A 17,690-nucleotide genomic window follows, 5' to 3' on the forward strand; every position below is an offset into this window, starting at 1 on the left:
CGCGCGCCATCTGATACTTTCGTATATCGCGCTCCAGAAAAGTGACGAGCAGCAAGCGCCGCGCGACGGCATCGAACGCGCGTGTGAGGAAACGACAGCGTGTGGCCGGACCTGCTCGTCGGTTGGAGGGATTGCAGTGAGCCAATTTGATTTTTCCGTTCTCGATGTTTCAACCAACGATATTCCCGAAAACGAGCGCATCCCGCTACTTCGCGATTTTTACTGCCGCGGGGTGTTGAAGGCGGAGGTCGAGGCAAGGGACGGAAAGCCGGCCGCGGCGAGCTTCACGTCTCACGTCTTGCCGGAAGCCCAGCTGTTGATCGGAGGATTGTGCGGAGCGCGAGTCATCCGCACCAAGCAGCTCGTGGCCGATGGCGACGACAGCCTCGCCCTGATCGTGAATCGATCCGGCGTGCTTGGGATATCCGAGCGAGGACACGATTTGAGCCTTCACCCAGGAGAGGCGGTCCTGACCAGCGCGGAGGACGTCACGACGTTCGAGCGGGTGTCGCTGGGCAGCTGCTTCTCGCTGCGTGTGCCGAGACGTGTGCTGGCGCCGATGATCGTGGACGTCGATGATGTCGTGATGCGTGTCATGCCGGGGAGCTCGACGGGGCTTCGATTGCTGGTCGACTACGCGGTGACGCTGGTGCGGGAGAAAGTCTTCGCGACGCCCAATCTGCGGCAGCTGGGGGTCGGACATCTGCACGATCTTCTGGCGCTCGTGCTCGGTGCGCCCCATGAGACGCGTGAACTGGCCGGACGGCGCGGCGTCAAGGGGGCTCGACTCCAGAAGGCGAAGGTCTCCATCTCCAACAATTGCTGGCGGCAGGACCTGTCGGTGGGCACGGTTGCACAGGAGCTCGGCGTGACGCCGCGCTATCTCCAGCGCCTTTTCGAGGCCGACGGCAAGACGTTCTCCTCCTTCCTGATCGACCAGCGCGTCAAGCGCGCCCATCGCATGCTGCGGGAACCCGGATATGCCGAGCGGACGGTGAGCTCGATCGCCTACGATGTCGGCTTCGGGGATCTCTCTTATTTCAACCGCTGCTTCCGTCGAACTTATGGCGCTACGCCCAGCGACGTCAGGAGCGGCGACATGCCGTGACCGCGCGCGACTGATTTCAGCGCATCACCACACAAGGCGGCATGGTGCGCGGTTCTTGCGAACAGCCCGGGGCTTATCGCAGCGCGCCGTATTCGGCGGACTACGTGTTCTGGCGCGCGGAGTAGATCATGATGCAGCGTTGCGCGCGGCGTCGGCAGCCGGAGTGTTGAATGCGCCGTTTTTTCTTCGACCTTCTGGTCGGCAATATCGTGAAAATCGACCCTAGCGGCATGGTGTTCGAATGCGCCGAAACAACATTCGTGGTGGCCAACGAGATGGCAAGCCATCTCTTTGTGTGGCGCGACGATCTGCGCGATCGCGACGCCTGGATCTGCGTCAGGGACAATAGCGGGCGCGAGATCTACCGCGCCGCGGTCTGGTCGGAGAATGCGGAGAGGGCCGGCTGGGACCAGGCGTAGTGCCTTTGGCGGCAGTGTCGCAACTGTGCAGCAGTGGCTGACGAAACGGATTCTGTTCGTTGTGAGCCGGGGTCCGGTCGCCTCCGTCCAAGTCAAATGCGACCATCAATGTCAATCTCGTCGCGCCGAACACGAAGGTGTCATCGTTGAACTCCGTCGCGCTACCGACCTTCGTCAACTTCAACGGAGCCATCAACATCAATACATCTGGCCGAAGCCGGCGCGGTCGAGGGCATGATGATGTCCGACCAGAGCCGCACCGGCACCGCGAAAGGTGGCGTTCGCGTCGCGTTCTGAGCCGGCATTAGCCCCGGCGGCTTGAGCACGACGCCCGTCGGCCGGGCTCCATCCGCCCGGCCGGCGCGTCCTCCGATCGGAGGATGCCGCATGTTTGGGCTGTGGTACGCTTGGTGATATTGATCGCTCAAGCCATTTATAGCCATGCATGGACCGCGGAAACTAGCCGAACTGGTCGAGGCCATCTACGATGCCGGGCTCGATCCCTCGCTGTGGAATAACGTCGTCACCGGCATCCGCGACTTCGTCGGCGGGCAGGCCTGCGGGTTGTTTTCCAAGGATTCGATCAGCAAGTTCGGCGTCACGCACTATTATTGCGGAGCGGACCCGCACTACATCCAGCTCTATTCCGAGACGCATTCGAAGTTTGATCCGCTCACGGTCCTGCCTCCGCACGGCCAGATCGCCAGCATTCCCGATCTCGTCAATTTCGACGTATATCGGAGAGGGCGCTTTTACCAGGAATGGATGAAGCCGCAGGGCTGCAGCGATGCGGCCAACGTCGTGCTCGAGAATTCGAATGCGAGTTGCCCGGTGATGATGACGGTGCTGTCGGGCCGCCGGATGGTGGATCCGGTGATGAAGCAGCGGCTCTCGCTGATCGTGCCGCACGCCAGCCGCGCGTTGCTGATCAACCGCGCCATGACCTCGCAACTGACGCTGGCGACCGCGTTCGCGGAAATCCTGGACAATCTTGCCTGCGGCATCTTTCTGCTCGATGCGTTCTGCCGGGTGGTGCACGCGAATTCCGCGGGGCGCGCCTTGCTCGCGGCCGACGATCTGGTTCGATCCGTTGCCGGGCAACTCGTGACCAGCAGTGCGGAGGCCAACCAGACGCTGCGGGAAGCGTTCGCGACCCGCAATGAAATTGCGCTGCTGGCTGCAACGGACCATGCGTTTCCGCTGCTTTCACCTGGCGGCGAGCGCTACGTCGCGCACATCCTGCCGCTGTCGTCCGTGCTGCGGGACAGCAGCGAGCGGGTGGTCGACGCCGTCGGCGCGCTGCTGCTGCGCAAGGTGTCGTTTGGCGGACAGTCCTATGGCGAACTGGTCGCGCGGACGTTCGATCTCACGCCGGCCGAGCTGCGCGTGTTCCTGTCGATCGTCGAGGTCGGTGGCATCCCGGAGACGGCGGTTGCGCTCGGCATCGCAGAAACGACGGCGAAGACGCATCTGCATCGCGTGTTCGCCAAGACGGGCGTTTCGCGTCAGGCCGGTCTCGTCAAGCTTGCGGCGGGGTTCTCCAATCCGCTCGTCAACTAAACTGCCAATTGTGCCTTCAGGGTTGAACCTTTCGCTCCCGTGATAGACTCACAATGGCCGGCGGGCACGAAGAGCATTTCGCCATCTCCATGTGTCACCATTGGCTGTTCCGATGCCCCGACCTCCAAAACCGTCCGAGTTGATCGAGACCATCTATGACGCCGGACTCAACCCGAAGTTGTGGAGCGATGTCGTTGTCAAGCTCAATGCCTTCATCGGCAGCCAGGCCTGCGGTCTGATTTCAAAGGACCCCGTCAGCAAATCAGGCGCGACGCATTATTACTGCGGGGTCGATCCGCACTACATTCGGCTCTATGCCGAGACCTACGCCCGGTACGACCCGCTTGCGCGGCTTCCGCGCTATGGCGAGGTGCGCAATATCCCCGATCTAGTGGATTTCGACGAATACCGCCGTGGCCGCTTCTATCAGGAATGGCTGCGCCCCCAAGGCTGCATCGATGTCGCGAACGTCGTGCTGGAGCAGTCGAAGTCGCCGTGTCCGATGCTGATGACCGTGATCCCGGGCAGGGAGATGCTCGACGCCGAGCAGCGGGCGCGGATCCAGTTCCTGGTTCCGCATGCGAGCCGGGCGCTGCTCATCAACCGGGCGATCGAGCGGAAGCAGCAGCGCGCGATCGCGCTCGCCGACGTCGTGGACCAGTTGAATGCCGGCGTGATCCTGCTCGATTCGGCGTGTCATATCGTCCATAGCAATCCGGCCGCGGAGACGATCCTTGGTGTCGATGATGTCCTGCGGTCTATCGCAGGCCGGCTGGTGGCGAGATCCCCCGCTGTAAATTCGGCTCTGCGCGATATCTTCCGTGACACCGGCGAGGTCGCGTTGGCGGCCTCTTCGGGGCGGAAAATTCCGCTGATGTCGCATGACGGTTCCTACTATGTCGCGCAAGTCATCGCGCTGCCGTCGCTGCTGCGCGAAGGTTCGGCGGAGCGCAGTTCCGCCGTGGGCGCCTTGTTCATCTGGAAAGCGGAACTCGACGGCCGCTCATGTGCCGGCCTCATCGATCGCACCTTCGAACTTACTCCTGCAGAACTCAGGGTCCTGCAGTCGATCGTCGATGTCGGCGGTGTCCCGGAGACGGCGGTTGCGCTCGGTATCGCGGAGACGACGGTGAAGACGCATCTGCATCGGGTGTTCGCCAAGACCGGCGTTTCCCGTCAGGCCGATCTCGTCAAGCTCGCAGCTGGATTCTCCAATCCGCTCGTGCACTGAGACGCGCTCAAGGCGCAGGCGAGTCGCCGCAGCTCGCAATAGGTTCAATCAGAAGCATCATTAGAAAGTTATCGTGCGTCGTTCGATCGAATGACGCGATTTTCCGCGTTGTCTTCTACTAGACGTCACACGATCTGTTGTTCGACGTATCAGATATTTGTGTGAAGCAACTCACTGCTAGCGGAAGTGAATCCCGTCAAGCTCTCGTGCAGGTTGAGAGGAGATTGCCATGCGAACGGCGTCACCGGTTCTGACAAGCAGGTTCCGCGATATCGTCGCCCGCATAGGCGAGGCATTCCGCGCGCAGCGCGAAATCGACGCGCAGCGCGCGTTGCGGCGCTATCGCCACCTGCTGGAGCAGCGGCACGAAGCGCCGTGTTTGAATGAAATTATTCCCGTCTCCCGTGAAGAGGATACTTTTGAAAATGCCAACGGAGTTGATCCGCGCGAGCGCAAGACCGGCCACCCCGAATTCGAGCGTGCGTAACGCCAGCGTCGTCGCGATCGCGCTGACCGCGGCGCTCGTCGCTCTCCAACTGGTCGGCCTCGCGGTGCTGGAGCGATCTTGCGCTTACGCGCATCCGTCGATTCCACTCGAGCCGGCCGTTTGCACCGTGAGCGCCGATGTCCCAGTCTCGCAAATTCCCTACGACTGACCGGAGGGTGCATTGTGCCTGATGTCACGACTCTGATGCTGCTGAGCGTTGCCGTGTTCGCCGGTGCCTTCGTCTCCGGGCTCTCGGGTTTTGCTTTCTCGGCGGTGGCGGGTGCCATTCTGCTCAGGGTTTTTCAGCCGCTCGAAGCCGTGCCGCTGATGATGGCGTGCAGCATCGGCGTGCAGGCCACCAATCTGTGGGCACTTCGGCGCAACATCCGCTGGGAGGGCAGTCTAATGCTGATCGTCGGCGGATTGATCGGCGTTCCCATCGCGGTCTCGCTGTTGCAGTCCGCGGACACGCATCTCCTCCGGCGCGGCTTCGGCATCATCGTCGCGCTCTATGCCGCTTACATGCTGCTGCGGCCGACGCTGGTGACGGCCGGCGCGGCGGTCGGGCGGCATTGGGTCGCTTTGATCGGGTTTGGAGGAGGGCTGGTCGGCGGGCTGACCGCGATGCCCGGCGCGATCCCGACGATCTGGTGCGACATGCGCGGCATGCCCAAGAGCGAGCAGCGCGGGCTGGTGCAGCCGTTCATCGCCGTGATGCAGCTGTTCGCGATCGTCCTGCTGGTCGGACACCAGGACCTCTCGTCAAAAGTCTTCGTCGACCTCGCGGTCAGCCTGCCGGCGCTGTTCGCAGGTTCCGCGCTCGGCGTGATCGCCTTCCACAGGGTCAACGAGACGGTCTTTCGCAAGACCGTGCTCGTGCTGTTGTTGCTCTCGGGGATTTCCCTGGTCTAGTGCCCGACGGTTTGCACCGGCGCCGCGCTGGTGTCGCTGCCGTGATGCGTCAGCGGCTTCATGCCGGTAACGGTCCGCAGCAGCACATAGAACACCGGTGTCAGGAACAGGCCGAACACGGTAACGCCGATCATCCCGGAGAACACGGCGACGCCCATGGCACGCCGCATCTCCGAGCCCGCGCCGGTCGAGAGCACCAGCGGCAGGACGCCCATGATGAACGCCATCGACGTCATCAGGATCGGGCGCAGTCGTAAGCGACTCGCCTCGATTGCAGCCCGGATCGGCGTACGGCCTGCGAATTCGAGCTCCCGCGCGAATTCGACGATCAGGATCGCGTTCTTGGCCGAGAGTCCGACCAGCACGATCAAGCCGATCTGGGTGAAGACGTTGTTGTCGCCCTTGGAGATCCAGACGCCGAACATCGCGGCCAGCAGGCCCATCGGCACGATCATGATGATCGAGAGCGGCAAGGTCAGGCTCTCATAGAGCGCGGCCAGCACCAGGAACACCAGCAGGATCGCCAGCGGGAACACCCAGAGGCCGGAATTGCCGGCGATGAACTCCTGATAGGTCAGGTCGGTCCATTCGAAGGCAAAGCCGGGCGGCAATGTCTCCGCCGCAATCCGCGTCGCGACTTCCTGCGCCTGGCCGGAAGAGAATCCGGGCGCAGCCGCCGCGTTGATGTCGGAGGACAGGAAGCCGTTGTAGCGGATCGCGCGTTCAGGGCCTGCGCTCTGGCGGATCGTCATGAGCGCCGACAGCGGCACCATGTCGCCGGAGGACGAGCGCACCTTCAACTGCCTGATGTCGTCAGCCCGCGCGCGGAAAGGCGCATCGGCCTGGACGTAGACCGAATAGGTGCGGCCGAATTTGTTGAAGTCGTTGACGTAGTAGGAACCGAGGTAGATCTGGAGCGTGTTGAACACCTCCGTCACGGGAACGCCGAGCTGGAGCGCCTTGGTGCGGTCGATGTCGGCAAAGAGCTGGGGCACGTTGACCTGGAAGCTCGAGAACACGCCGGCGATCTCCGGCGCCTTCTGCATCGCGGCTACGAACGCGTTGGTCGCCTCGTTCAGAGCCTCGTAGCCGAGACCGGCGCGATCCTCGATCTGCAGCTTGAAGCCGCCAATGGTGCCGAGTCCGTTGACCGGCGGCGGCGGGAACATGGCGATGAAGGCTTCCTGGATCCCGGCGTACTTCTTGTTGAGGTCGGCGGCGATTGCATTTCCGCTCAGCGATGCACCTTTGCGCTCCTCGAACGGCTTCAGCGTCGAGAACACGATGCCGGCGTTGGAGGAGTTGGTGAAGCCCGAGATCGACAGGCCCGGGAATGCCACCGAGCTCTCGACGCCGGGCTGGGTCAGCGCAATGTCGCTCATCTTGCGGATCACATCTTCGGTGCGGTCGAGCGTTGCACCATCAGGCAGACGCGAGAAGCCGACCAGATATTGCTTGTCCTGACCCGGCACGAAGCCGCTCGGGACCTGCTGGAACAGCAAGGCAGTCACGCCGACCAGGACCACATAGAGGCCCATCACGGCGGCCTTGCCTGAGATCACTTTGGTGACGGTGCCGCTGTAATTCTCCGACGAGCGTGTGAACGCTTTGTTGAAGCCGCGGAAGAACCAGCCGAGGCCCTTTTCCATGATGATCGTCAGCCGGTCCTTCGGCTCGTTGTGACCCCTAAGCAGCAAGGCCGACAGCGCCGGCGACAGCGTTAGCGAGTTGACCGCGGAGATCACGGTCGAGATCGCGATCGTCAGCGCGAACTGCTTGTAGAACTGTCCGGTGAGGCCGGAGATGAAGGCGAGCGGCACGAACACGGCGATCAGCACCATCGCGATCGCGATGATCGGGCCGGACACCTCGCGCATCGCCTGATAGGTCGCATCGCGCGGCGACAATCCACCCTCGATGTTGCGCTCGACGTTTTCGACCACGACGATGGCGTCGTCAACGACGATGCCGATCGCGAGCACCAGGCCGAACAGGCTCAGCGCGTTGATGGAGAATCCGAACACGTGCATCACGGCGAAGGTGCCGACGATCGAGACGGGCACCGCCAGCAGCGGAATGATCGAGGCGCGCCAGGTCTGGAGGAACAGGATCACCACCAGCACCACCAGCGCGATCGCCTCCAGCAGCGTGTGGATCACAGCCTCGATCGAGGAGCGCACGAACTGGGTGGGGTCGTAGACGATCTGGTAGGACACGCCTTCCGGCATGTTCTTCTTGATCTCGGCCATGGTGGCGCGAACGTGGTCGGAAATCTCGAGCGCATTGGAGCCGGGCGCCTGGAAGATCGGGATCGCCACCGCCTGCTTGTTGTCGAGCAGCGAACGAAGGCCGTATTGGGAGGCGCCGAGCTCGATGCGCGCCACGTCGCGCAGCCGCACCACCTCGCCATGGGTGCCGGTCTTGACCACGATGTCGCCGAACTGCTCCTCGTTCGCAAGCCGCCCTTCGGCATTGACGGAGAGTTGCAGGTCGATGCCCTTGACGTTGGGGGAAGAGCCGACCACGCCGGCGGCGGCCTCGACGTTCTGCGCCTGGATCGACTTGACGATATCGCTTGCGGTCAGGCCGTGCTCGGCGGCCTTCTGCGGATCGACCCAGATCCGCATCGAATAATCGCCGGCGCCGTAGAGCTGGACGTCGCCGACGCCGTCGATCCGCGCCAGCCGGTCCTTGACGTTGAGCACGGCGTAGTTGCGCAAATACGTCATGTCGTAGCGGTTGTTCGGAGACAGCAGATGCACGACCATGGTGAGGTCGGGCGATGACTTCTTGGTGGTGATGCCGAGCTGGCGCACCACGGCGGGCAGGCGCGGCTCGGCCTGCTGCACGCGGTTCTGCACCAGCTGCGTCGCCTTGTCAGGATCGGTGCCGAGCCGAAACGTCACCGTCAGCGTCATCGCGCCGTCGGTGGTCGCCTGGCTCGACATGTAGAGCATGTTCTCGACGCCGTTGATCTGCTCCTCGATTGGCGTCGCTACCGTCTCCGCGATCACCTTCGGATTGGCGCCGGGATAGGTCGCACGCACCAGCACCGAGGGCGGCACGACGTCGGGGTATTCCGAGATCGGCATCGCGAACAGCGAGATCAGGCCGGCGAGGAAGATCAGGACCGACAGCACGCCGGCGAAAATCGGACGATCGATGAAGAACTTTGAGAGATTCATGGCCTTGCCCCTGCGCGAGAGACGACTGTCCCGTCATCCCTAGGCGCGGGCAAAGCCCGCGAACCCGGAATTGAGAAGTGATGTCCTGGTAGTTCAACGATTTCGTCATTCCGGTTCGCGCTGCCCGCGCGCTCCGGAATGACGGAGAACGCTAACGCTGCACGACGTCCTGGTTGCTGTGGTTGGATGCCTGCTGCGGCCCGCGCGCACCCATCGCCGCAATCTCCGTCTTGAGCAGGGCACCCGGCCGCACGCGCTGCAGGCCGTTGACGATGATGCGGTCGCCGGTCTTCAGCCCCGCCGTGACGATACGCAAGCCGTCGACGGAGCCGCCGAGCGTGATCGGCCGGTAGACTGCACGGCTGTCGTCGCCGACCGCCATCACGAACTTCTTGTCCTGGTCGGTGCCGATCGCGCGCTCGTCGATCATCACCAGCGTCTGCTGTTTCGGCTGGCCCATGCGCACGCGGGCGAACTGGCCGGGGATGAGACGCCCGTCCTCGTTCTGGAACACCGCGCGGACACGGATGGTGCCGCTCTGGCCGTTGACCTGGTTGTCGATGAGCTGGATGTGGCCCTTCGCCGACAAGTCACCCGAGGTCGCCATCGCAACCGGGATCTGGTCGAGCTTGCCGCGCTGGCCGGAAGCATCCGCGATCGAGTTCAGCGCACGCAGCACGACCTCTTCATCCGCATCGAACGACGCGTAGATCGGATTGACCGAGACCAGCGAGGTCAGGACCGGGGAGGCGGTGCCGGCGGCGACGAGATTGCCGACGGTGATCTCGATCTTGCCGACGCGGCCGTCCACGGGGGCGCGCACCTCGGTGTAGTCGAGATTGAGCTTTGCGGTCTGAAGCGTTGCTTCGGCCGCCTTCACATTGGCGATGGCTTCGCGGTTGGCGTTCTCACGCTGGTCGTAGTCGCGCCGCGTGACCACGGCGTTGCCGACGAGCTGCGCGCCGCGCTCGAGCTCACTCTGGGTGAACACGACGCGGGCTTTCGCCGCCTCGAGCTGCGCGTTGGCCTTGTCGACCTCCGCCGCGTAAGGCGCCGGGTCGATCTTGAACAGGATGTCACCGGCCTTCACCAGCGTGCCTTCGGTGAAGTTGGTCGACATGATCGCGCCTGCCACGCGCGGGCGAAGCTCGACGCGGTTGATGGCCTCCAGACGGCCGGAAAAGTCGTCCCACAGCACGGTCTGCCGCGGCTCGATCATCGCGACGGTGACGGAGACGGCTTGCTCGGCCGCGGCGGCCGTTGCCGTCGCCTGGGCTGAACGGAAGTAGTGGCCGGTCGCGATCGATCCGGCCACGGCGAGGGTGCCCACGATGGCGACACCGCCAAGGAGGCGGCGAAAACGGCCGGTGCGGACGGTATTTTGGGCAGAATTTTGGGAGGGATGCATTTGCGCGCTCCAGATATGTAGTGTTCGCTACAGATGTGGAGCTGGATGCCGCAGTGCAAGATACTTATGTACCATTCACTAAGAAAATTGTAGCGGCCTACCGCAAGAATTGGAAGACGGCAGGAAAATAAAGCTAGAACAACTAGATAGGATTTGGCGTTAGTCTCCGGCAGACGGCGAATTCCGAGGAGAACAGGCACATGGGCATGGGACGCCCCCGCGAATTCGACGCCGAGACGGCGTTGGACCAGGCGATGGAAGTGTTTTGGCGCCATGGCTATGAGGGCGCCACGATTGCCCAGCTCACCGAGGCCATGGGCATCAATCCTCCGAGCCTTTACGCTTGTTTCGGCAACAAAGAGGGCCTGCTGAAAGCCGCGCTCGACCGCTACACCAAACTGCGCGGCGTCTGGATGGACGAGGTGGTGGCAGCGCCGACCGCCCGCGAGGTCGCCGAGCGGATGCTGACGGGCATCGCCGACAGGCAGACCGATCCCGCCAATCCGCCGGGCTGCCTGCTTGTGCAAGGCGGCATCGCCTGCGGCACTGGATCAGAAAGCGTCCCCTTCGAGCTCGCCACCCGTCGCGCCCAGAACGAGGACCAGCTCCGCGACCGTTTTGTTCGCGCCAAGGCCGAAGGCGACCTCAAGCCGACCTCAGATCCTGCCGCGCTCGCGCGCTATGTCTCGGCGGTGTCCGTCGGCATGGGCGTGATGGCGTCTTCGGGCTCCGACCGCGAGGCGTTGCAGCAGGTAGCGAGTGTCGCCGTGCAGGCGGTCGAAGCGCAGTCGGCCGACGGAAAGTGATGTCTGCCCGCGTCGCGGCCTCACTCATCTCGCGGATTGCGTAGCAGGCAGCGGTGGTGGCGGGACGAAGCCGCAGAATTCGCGTTCGAGCAATTCGACGAGATTGCCGCCGCGGTTCCACGCATGCGATCAAACTCTCTCCCGAATTCCTGCAAATCTCTGCCATCTACCAAAGGTAGATTGCTCCCGGTGAAGCGTGGTCAACAACGCGTCTTGCAAGAAGTTCTGCAGGCGTCAGGGCCCGCTTCCGACAATGAAATGGGAGTTACGCCATGCAGCATCTGCCGAACGATACCTTCGACGTCCTGCTCGACCAGTTTGGTCAAATCAAGACCGTGTACGGAGACCCCGGCTTTCCCGCAGCCAAGGACGTCTGGGGCGGCAACGACACCGTGACGGCGACGGTCGCCGCGCTCAATGCAAAACTCACGATCTTCGGCGATGACCACACGATGTTGCTTGGTCACTCGCAAGGCGGAAACGACACGCTCATCGCGGACATCGGTGGCGGCTGGAATACCGCCCTCGTGGTGGGAGATACCCAGGCGATGATCGACGACACCAAGGGCGGCAATGACACCATCGTCGCGGATGCCGGCCGCACCGTCTATACGACGATCTCGGCCTTCGGCGATGCCGCTGGCGACATGTCGGGCAACGCGCAAGGCGGCAATGACGACATTACCGGCTCGGTCGCGTGGCGCGGCGGCGCCAACCTGTTTGCCGGCGACACCGGCGGTTCCATGATAGACACCTCGCGCGGCGGCAACGACATACTCGATGTCAGCCTGCTCACGATGGACGGAGGGGCGACTGTAAGCGGTGACGCCATCGGTTCCCTGAGGGGTCTCGCGCATGGCGGCAACGACAACTTGACCATAACCTTGAACGGCGACAGCGCCATCTCAGGCGGAACCTTGTTCGGGGATTCGGCGGAATCCCTGATGGATTTCGCCCAGGGCGGCGACGATGTGCTCACCGCCAAGCTCGACGGACAGTACACGAATGCCGTTTCGCAGATGTATGGCGATGCGTCCACCATGGTGGGCAATTCCCATGGCGGCAACGACATCCTCAATGGCGGCGCGGGCCGCGATTTCATGTATGGCGACGCGCGAATCTATGAACCGGCAACACCAGGCTCGATCACCGGCGGCATCGATACGCTGAACGGCGGAGCCGGCGACGACCGGATGTGGGGAGGCGGAAACAGCGACATCTTCACCTTCAACACCGGCTCCGGCAACGACACGATCGTCGACTTCGATCAGGGCAACAAGGCCATCGGCAGCACGGCGGTGGAACATGACTTGATCGACGTACAGAACTACGGCTTTGCAGACTGGACCGCACTGTCGAGCCTGATCCGCGACAACGCCGCCGGCGATGCCGTGATCCATCTCTCCGCCAACGATTCGGTCACGCTCGACGGCGTCCATGCCGCGAGCCTGCATCCGACCGACTTCATCATCTGACGAAGTTGAATCAAAAGCGGCGGTGTTGCTCCGCAAAGCGCCGGGCGACATCGGGATTGCGACGGCACGCCGCGAGTTCCACCAATCTTCATCGCAATCAAACTCTATCCCGGATTCCTGCAAATTTCCGCCGTCTACCGAAAGTAGATTCGTCACGGTGAAGCGTGGTCACAGCGCGTCGCGCAAGAAGTTTGCCGGCGTCAACCCGCTTCCGACAATGAACTGGGAGTTACGCCATGCAACATCTGCCGAACGACACCATCGACGCCTGCTCGACCAGTTTGGTCAAATCGAGACCGTTAACGGAGATCCCAACTTTCCCACCGCTACGGACACCTGGGGCGGCAACGACAGCGTGACCGCAACGATCACCCAGCCCGAAGCAGAGGTCACGATCTTCGGCGACGACAACACGACTCTACATGGCCAGTCCCACGGCGGCAACGACACGCTCACGGTCAATTTCAACTATGGCTGGAACGCCGCCCTCGTGGTCGGCGACGCCCAGGCGATGACCGACGACGCCAGGGGCGGCAACGACACCATCGATGTCGAGAACGGCTCGATGTACACCAACGTGCATGCTTTCGGCGATGTTGCTGGCGACATGTCGGGCAGTTCGCACGGCGGCAGTGACACCATCATCGGCGCGGTGGGTTGGCGAGACTACGACAATGTGTACGCCGGCGATGCCGGCGGTTCCATGAGCGGCACGGCGCAGGGCGGCAATGACACGCTCGACATCAGTCTGAACACCATGGAGGGCTCAGCGATAGCCAGCGGCGATGCTATCGGCTCCATCAGCGGCGATGCCATTGGCGGTAACGACAACATCACCTTCACCTTCGGCGCCAACATTGTCTGGACCGGCGGATTTGCGTACGGAGATTCGGCGACCTCACTGACCGACAATACCCAAGGGGGAGATGACATTCTCACCCTCAAGACCGGTGGCCCTGACACCCTCCAGCTTACGAACCCAGCGCTCTACGGCGATGCTCCGACCATGTCCGGCAATGCTGATGGCGGCAACGATATCCTCACCGGCGGAGCGACCAACGATTTCCTGTATGGCGATGCGAAGGTCTATAACCCCGCGACGCCGGGCTCGATCACCGGCGGCAGGGATATCCTCAACGGCGGCACCGGCAATGACGAGCTTTCGGGCGGAGGAAACAGCGACACCTTCGTCTTCAACACCGGATCCGGTAATGACCTCATCACTGACTTCGATCAAGGCAACAAGGCGGTCGGCAGCACCGCGACCGAGCACGACCTGATCAATGTGGGTGATTATGGGTTTGCGGACTGGACGGCGCTGTCGAGCCTGATCAGCGATAATACCGCCGGCGATGCCGTGATTCATCTGTCGGCGAGCGACACCATCACGCTGGACGGTGTTCACGCCGCCAGCCTGCACCCGACCGACTTCCTCATCTGAGCGAGTTGCTCCGGGAGCAACCATCTTGCCCCGCCTACAGCGGGGCGAGATGCGGGTTACACTTCCTCGTCCTGGAGATCCCCTCAGCACGCGCCACTCGTCCGCTGACACCGGCGGCGGGCCGCTCAGCCTGCTGCCGGCGTCGGCCCCCATGCGGCCAATCGTTCAATGGCCGACGCACGGCGTCTTCCGTTGGCATCGGCGGCACGCGCAGCGTCTCTTGCGCGATCGAAATCACGAACGATGACGGCATTGATCCGCCCGTCCACTGCCTCGATGCGCGCGATCGTGTGCGCGAGCAACTCCGACGCAGAAACCTTGCGTGCGTACAGGGCGCTTAGCAGTGTGCTGATCGAACCGTAGTCCCAGTCAGTGGCATCTGCGGCCAGTCCCGGTTGCATCACGATCTCCATTGTCTCGCATCGCCGTGTCGATGTCGTTCGGCTGCAAATCGATCCTGGTATCGAACATGCAATTTCGGGAATGGAATGAGGAGGCCGCGCAACGGGAACCAGATCTGCTCGCCCGTCGGCGGGACATGGTCGCGGTCGGACGTGCCTTTCGAACCGGCAATGGCGGCGGCGCGACTTGCGGATTCACAATCCGGGATCGTACAATTCTGCGCCTGTTTTGCCCGACGAGTCAAACCGCCTTCGCTCGCGGGGGTCGCGCAATGGGGTGCGAAATTCTTCAATGATTTGTGCTGATTTGTACTGTGCATGGGGTTGTTTTCGCGTTTTTTTACCGAGCGTCCTGCGGGACCGGCGCTTCATGTGGGATCGATGGGCCTGTACGCGCTGCTGCTCGCGTGGCATTGGGGACAGTGAAGCCTGGACACTGACGAGCATGTTCGCCCTGACATTCCTTGGGACCTCGGCCAGCGTTCCATCGGCGGAGCGCAACCATCCGGCCCTCCTGGTCGAGGCAGCGGGCAAGCGTATTCTGGTCGATTGCGGCGAGGGCACGCAGCGCCAGTTGCTGCGCAGCGGCGCCGGCTTTCGGCGGCTTGACCGCATCCTGCTGACGCACGCCCATCTCGATCACGTGCTCGGCATCCCCGGTCTGTTCTCGACGCTGGGGTTACGCCAGAACTCCGACGTGATGACCGTCCATGCAGGGCAGGGTACGCTCGACATCGTCGTCCGCATGCTCTCGGGCCTGTGGGGCGCGGGCAGGGCGCCGATCCCGGTGGAATTCGCACCGCTGACCGAAGGACAGGTCATCGATGCCGGCGACTTCACCGTCGATTGCTTTCCGGTCCGCCACCGCGACACCGACAGCTTTGGCTTCTCCTTCAAGAGTCCCACCCGTCGCCACCTTCAGCCCGATCGCCTCGCAGCTTTCGGTGTGCCGGATGGGCCGCTGCGCGGAGAGTTGGCCGCAGGACGGCCTGTCGCGATCGCCGACCGAACCATCGATCCCGAAGACGTCCTGGGGCCGCCGAGCGGCGGCAAGAAACTCGTCGTGATCGGCGACACCGAAACCACGGATGGGCTGTCCAAACATGTCGCTGACGCCGATCTGCTGGTGATCGAAGCGACGTTCCTCGATCGCGACGCATCGACCGCGCGGGACTATGGCCATCTCACCGCGCGCGAGGCGGCAGCATTCGCGGCCGCGAACAACGTCGGACAACTCGTGCTGAACCACATGTCGGGGCGCTATCGGGACGAAGAGCTATTGGCCGAGGCGACTAGGATCTTTCCGAACACGCGGATCGCCGCCGACTTCGACCACATCGTCATCTCACCGGCTTGACGTCACTCATCTCGTCAATCCCGACTTGATCGCGAGGTCCTGCACCTCTTTCGTCGCCTGTATCAGTCTTGGCAGCGCCTGGTCGCGGAAGGTCGGCATGTCCATGCGCATCGCATCGACGGTGACGCTCAATCCCCCGATCACAAGACCCTGGGCGTCGAAGATCGGCGTTGCCAGCGTGCGCAGGCCATAGGCATTCTCGCCGTCGGAGACGGCATGGCCTTTCTTCTTCACCTGATCGAGCCGCGCGAGCAAGGCATCGAGATCGGTCAGCGTGCGCTCCGACAGCTTGACGCGGGGCCGCAATTCCAGTCGCGCGATCTGCTCGTCTCGTGCCAGATGCGCGAGCATCGCATGACCGAGCGCGGCACTGTAGGCGGGAATGCGCGTGCCCGGACGGCGATCCATCTTGTGCCGGTCGAGGCCCGCGCCTATGCGCGCGAGATAGATCACGTCGCCGCCGTCGAGGATCCCGAGCGAGGCTGCATCGCCGACATCAGGTACGAGATCGCGCAGCAGCGGCTCGACGATCGGCCGCAACGAACCGTGCGACAGCACGGTGTAGCCAAGGTCGAGGCAGGCAACCCCGAGGCGGAACCGGCGGCTTTGCGGAACCACCTGGACATAGCCGAGCTCGACCAGGGTCTGGATCAGCCGGAACGCCGTTCCGCGATCGAGATCGGCGCGTGCGGCAATCTCACTCAGGGTCAGCTCGAAGGCCTCGCTGGTGAAGCTCTTGAGCACCGCGAAGGCCTTGCCGACGGAGGCGACGTGATTCTTTGGATTCTTTGCGCTAGTTTGCGATGCGCGCTTTGCGGCCTTCTTTTCGACCTTGGCCATGCTCTAATGCCTTGCCATGACATGTCGCCCTTGACGTGGCGGCAAGCTGATTTTACGACAGGTCAAGCCAGTAACAAAAGTTCGCATTCCGAACAACAGCGATTTGACGCCCGGAGGAAGTTTGTCGACATCATCACTGCACCCCCATGGCGTGTTCTCCGCCGCGCTGACGCCGCTCGACGCCGAGCTCGCCCCGGATCATGCGCGTTTCGTCGCGCATTGCCGCTACCTGCTCGACGAAGGCTGCGACGGCATCGCGTTGCTCGGCACAACAGGCGAGGCGAACTCCTTCTCGGCTGCCGAGCGGATCGCACTGCTGGAGGCGGTAGTCGCCGCCGGCATCGCGCCGCAGCGACTTCTGCCCGGCACCGGTGTTGCCGCGCTGAGCGAGACCATCGCGCTGACGCGCCACGCGCTCTCGGTCGGCGTCGATACCGTGGTGATGCTGCCGCCGTTCTATTACAAGGGTGTCACCGATGACGGCATCTTCGCCTCCTACAGCGAAGTCGTGCAGCGCATCGGCGATGCCAGGCTCAAAATCGTGCTCTATCATATCCCGCAAATGTCGGCGCAGCCGATCTCGCATGCCTTGATCGAGCGGCTGCGCGCGGCTTATCCGTCCACCTTCACCGGCATCAAGGATTCCTCCGGCGACTTCGCCAACATGACCGCGATGGTCGAACGCTTCCCCGGCTTTTCGGTCCTGGTCGGAGCTGATCCGTTGCTGTTGCCGCTGCTGCGCAAGGGTGGCGCGGGCTGCATCACCGCGACCTCCAATCTCATCGCGCGCGACCTTGCCTATGTCTACAAGCACTTTGGCGACAGCGACGACGACGCGGCGCTGAAGGCGGCGCAGGCACGCATCGTCAAGGCGCGCGAACTGGTCTCGCGTTTTCCGCAGATGGCGTCGTTGAAGGCGCTGACGGCCGAACGCACCGGCCATGCCGCATGGCAGCGCCTGCGGCCGCCGCTGGAATCCTTGCCGCCGGGGCAGGTGAAAGAGCTGCTCGCGGATGCGGCGGCATTCGTCGCCGTCGTCTAGCGCGACGCTCCGAGGCGA

General features: G+C 63.1%; 16 protein-coding genes and 1 pseudogene. 13 read left to right on the plus strand and 4 right to left on the minus strand.

Annotation, left to right across the window (positions count from 1 at the left end; all coding sequences use genetic code 11):
- Positions 1–136: 136 nt before the first annotated feature.
- From IVA74_RS16335 to IVA74_RS16370, 8 genes are all read left to right on the plus strand, one after another.
- Complete coding sequence (locus tag IVA74_RS16335) at positions 137–1,108, plus strand: AraC family transcriptional regulator (protein WP_247345684.1); 972 nt, start codon at positions 137–139, stop codon at positions 1,106–1,108.
- 23 nt (positions 1,109–1,131) lie between these two features.
- Complete coding sequence (locus tag IVA74_RS16340; RefSeq protein WP_346730952.1) at positions 1,132–1,233, plus strand: DUF3455 domain-containing protein; 102 nt, start codon at positions 1,132–1,134, stop codon at positions 1,231–1,233.
- A gap of 45 nt (positions 1,234–1,278) precedes the next feature.
- Positions 1,279–1,527, plus strand: coding sequence for a hypothetical protein (locus tag IVA74_RS16345; RefSeq protein ID WP_247345687.1), 249 nt, complete (start codon positions 1,279–1,281; stop codon positions 1,525–1,527).
- Positions 1,528–1,968: 441 nt separating this feature from the next.
- On the plus strand, positions 1,969–3,087 hold the full coding sequence (locus tag IVA74_RS16350) for a helix-turn-helix transcriptional regulator (RefSeq protein WP_247345689.1): 1,119 nt from the start codon (positions 1,969–1,971) through the stop codon (positions 3,085–3,087).
- Positions 3,088–3,199: 112 nt separating this feature from the next.
- A complete protein-coding gene (locus tag IVA74_RS16355; protein WP_247345692.1) occupies positions 3,200–4,318 on the plus strand; it encodes a helix-turn-helix transcriptional regulator in 1,119 nt (372 codons plus the stop codon).
- Between the two features lie 229 nt (positions 4,319–4,547).
- The gene (locus IVA74_RS16360; RefSeq protein WP_247345696.1) at positions 4,548–4,805 is read left to right on the plus strand and encodes a hypothetical protein; all 258 of its coding nucleotides are present in this window, start codon (positions 4,548–4,550) and stop codon (positions 4,803–4,805) included.
- Positions 4,798–4,974 carry a hypothetical protein gene (locus IVA74_RS16365; protein ID WP_247345701.1) on the plus strand — a complete coding sequence of 59 codons (177 nt, stop codon included), beginning with the start codon at positions 4,798–4,800 and terminating at the stop codon, positions 4,972–4,974. Before IVA74_RS16360 ends, IVA74_RS16365 begins: the two co-directional genes overlap by 8 nt.
- A 14-nt stretch (positions 4,975–4,988) precedes the next feature.
- Positions 4,989–5,717 carry a sulfite exporter TauE/SafE family protein gene (locus IVA74_RS16370; RefSeq protein WP_247345705.1) on the plus strand — a complete coding sequence of 243 codons (729 nt, stop codon included), beginning with the start codon at positions 4,989–4,991 and terminating at the stop codon, positions 5,715–5,717.
- Here the strand turns inward: IVA74_RS16370 and IVA74_RS16375 are convergent.
- Together IVA74_RS16375 and IVA74_RS16380 are read right to left on the minus strand one after the other, a co-directional pair.
- Positions 5,714–8,902, minus strand: a complete 3,189-nt coding sequence (locus IVA74_RS16375; RefSeq protein ID WP_247345710.1) for an efflux RND transporter permease subunit — start codon at positions 8,900–8,902, stop codon at positions 5,714–5,716. The genes IVA74_RS16370 and IVA74_RS16375 overlap by 4 nt on opposite strands.
- Positions 8,903–9,053: 151 nt before the next feature.
- A complete protein-coding gene (locus IVA74_RS16380; protein WP_247345712.1) occupies positions 9,054–10,310 on the minus strand; it encodes an efflux RND transporter periplasmic adaptor subunit in 1,257 nt (418 codons plus the stop codon).
- Positions 10,311–10,510: 200 nt separating this feature from the next.
- On the opposite strand from IVA74_RS16380, the gene IVA74_RS16385 reads away from it, so the two are divergent.
- The 3 genes from IVA74_RS16385 to IVA74_RS16395 all read left to right on the plus strand — a co-directional run bounded on the left by IVA74_RS16385 (position 10,511) and on the right by IVA74_RS16395 (position 14,032).
- Complete coding sequence (locus IVA74_RS16385; RefSeq protein ID WP_247345715.1) at positions 10,511–11,116, plus strand: TetR/AcrR family transcriptional regulator; 606 nt, start codon at positions 10,511–10,513, stop codon at positions 11,114–11,116.
- A 272-nt stretch (positions 11,117–11,388) separates the two neighbouring features.
- Entirely contained in the window at positions 11,389–12,591 is a 1,203-nt protein-coding gene (locus IVA74_RS16390; protein ID WP_247345717.1) for a hypothetical protein, read from the plus strand.
- Between the two features lie 25 nt (positions 12,592–12,616).
- Positions 12,617–14,032 (plus strand): hypothetical protein, encoded by a 1,416-nt coding sequence (locus IVA74_RS16395; RefSeq protein ID WP_247345720.1) that lies wholly within the window; start codon positions 12,617–12,619, stop codon positions 14,030–14,032.
- Between the two features lie 194 nt (positions 14,033–14,226).
- Here the strand turns inward: IVA74_RS16395 and IVA74_RS16400 are convergent.
- Positions 14,227–14,445: pseudogene (locus IVA74_RS16400) on the minus strand (amidase); the annotation flags it as partial.
- Positions 14,446–14,878: 433 nt separating this feature from the next.
- Between IVA74_RS16400 and rnz the strand changes: the two are divergent.
- On the plus strand, positions 14,879–15,790 hold the full coding sequence (gene rnz / locus IVA74_RS16405; RefSeq protein WP_247345723.1) for a ribonuclease Z: 912 nt from the start codon (positions 14,879–14,881) through the stop codon (positions 15,788–15,790).
- A gap of 6 nt (positions 15,791–15,796) precedes the next feature.
- Here rnz and IVA74_RS16410 read toward each other — a convergent pair whose 3' ends face one another.
- Entirely contained in the window at positions 15,797–16,630 is an 834-nt protein-coding gene (locus IVA74_RS16410) for an IclR family transcriptional regulator (RefSeq protein ID WP_247345726.1), read from the minus strand.
- A gap of 121 nt (positions 16,631–16,751) precedes the next feature.
- Between IVA74_RS16410 and IVA74_RS16415 the strand changes: the two genes are divergently transcribed.
- Positions 16,752–17,672, plus strand: a complete 921-nt coding sequence (locus tag IVA74_RS16415) for a dihydrodipicolinate synthase family protein (protein ID WP_247345730.1) — start codon at positions 16,752–16,754, stop codon at positions 17,670–17,672.
- The last annotated feature ends 18 nt before the right edge of the window (positions 17,673–17,690 follow it).

This window comes from Bradyrhizobium sp. 132 (genome assembly GCF_023074185.1).
GTDB lineage: Bacteria > Pseudomonadota > Alphaproteobacteria > Rhizobiales > Xanthobacteraceae > Bradyrhizobium.

Coding starts and splice junctions, on each gene's coding strand:
- IVA74_RS16345 (WP_247345687.1), top strand. CDS start 1,279: ATGCGCCGTTTTTTCTTCGACCTTCTGGTCGGCAATATCGTGAAAATC.
- IVA74_RS16350 (WP_247345689.1), top strand. CDS start 1,969: ATGCATGGACCGCGGAAACTAGCCGAACTGGTCGAGGCCATCTACGAT.
- IVA74_RS16355 (WP_247345692.1), top strand. CDS start 3,200: ATGCCCCGACCTCCAAAACCGTCCGAGTTGATCGAGACCATCTATGAC.
- IVA74_RS16360 (WP_247345696.1), top strand. CDS start 4,548: ATGCGAACGGCGTCACCGGTTCTGACAAGCAGGTTCCGCGATATCGTC.
- IVA74_RS16375 (WP_247345710.1), bottom strand. CDS start 8,902: ATGAATCTCTCAAAGTTCTTCATCGATCGTCCGATTTTCGCCGGCGTG.
- IVA74_RS16380 (WP_247345712.1), bottom strand. CDS start 10,310: ATGCATCCCTCCCAAAATTCTGCCCAAAATACCGTCCGCACCGGCCGT.
- IVA74_RS16385 (WP_247345715.1), top strand. CDS start 10,511: ATGGGCATGGGACGCCCCCGCGAATTCGACGCCGAGACGGCGTTGGAC.
- IVA74_RS16390 (WP_247345717.1), top strand. CDS start 11,389: ATGCAGCATCTGCCGAACGATACCTTCGACGTCCTGCTCGACCAGTTT.
- rnz (WP_247345723.1), top strand. CDS start 14,879: ATGTTCGCCCTGACATTCCTTGGGACCTCGGCCAGCGTTCCATCGGCG.
- IVA74_RS16410 (WP_247345726.1), bottom strand. CDS start 16,630: ATGGCCAAGGTCGAAAAGAAGGCCGCAAAGCGCGCATCGCAAACTAGC.